General features: G+C 37.7%; 1 protein-coding gene. It reads left to right on the plus strand.

What is annotated here, in order from left to right:
- The coding region (locus ACFIKG_RS09615) for a hypothetical protein (RefSeq protein ID WP_375652234.1) at positions 1–567 on the plus strand (567 nt) is incomplete at its 5' end.
- Positions 568–721 lie beyond the last annotated feature (154 nt).

Here is a 721-nt window from a genome sequence, read left to right on the forward strand (position 1 = left end):
TTTGCACTCACAAATGAAACGCGTGTATTTGGTAAACATGTTCTCTACCGTATTAAAGCATTAAAAGATTTTGCTGATATCAAAGAAGGTACCTTAGGCGGCTTTATTGAAAAGGAAGATAACCTCTCTCATGATGGCAATTGCTGGGTGTATGATGAGGCTCTTGTGTTTAAAAATGGTCATGTTTATGAAAATGCAAGGGTTTTTGGCAAGGCTGTCACTTGTGGTCATATCTATGGTCATGCGCGGGTTTATGACAATGCTATCGTTGCTGGCTATGTTTATAATAATGCCCATGTTTATGGCAAGGCTGTTATTTCTGATAATTCCCATGTCTATGGTAATGCGCGTGTTTATGGCAAGGCTATTATTTATGATAATGCCTATGTTTATGACAATGCTAGGGTTTATGAAAACGCTCGTATAGCAAATAACGTGCATGTTTTTGAAAATGCTCATATTCATGGCATTGCTGTTATTCGTGAAAATGTCGGCGGGTCTACTAAAATAAAAACCTATACTGAACGTCTCTCTCCTTATGGTGAATTAGAGATTGTCTGGGTCTAATCAATAAAGCAGTGTAAATGGAAGTACAGGTGCAGCGGGGGCGCCCCTCTTTCAAATTTTCCCATTCCAAATTTTATCAAACGTTTATCACATTAGATTGTGAGGGTCTTCTATGTGCAAAAAATACGAATTAACCAGTGAAATCAAAAAAATC

It is taken from the genome of Bartonella sp. LB28NMGDW (assembly GCF_042194435.1).
In the GTDB taxonomy this organism is placed as follows: Bacteria; Pseudomonadota; Alphaproteobacteria; order Rhizobiales; family Rhizobiaceae; genus Bartonella; species Bartonella grahamii.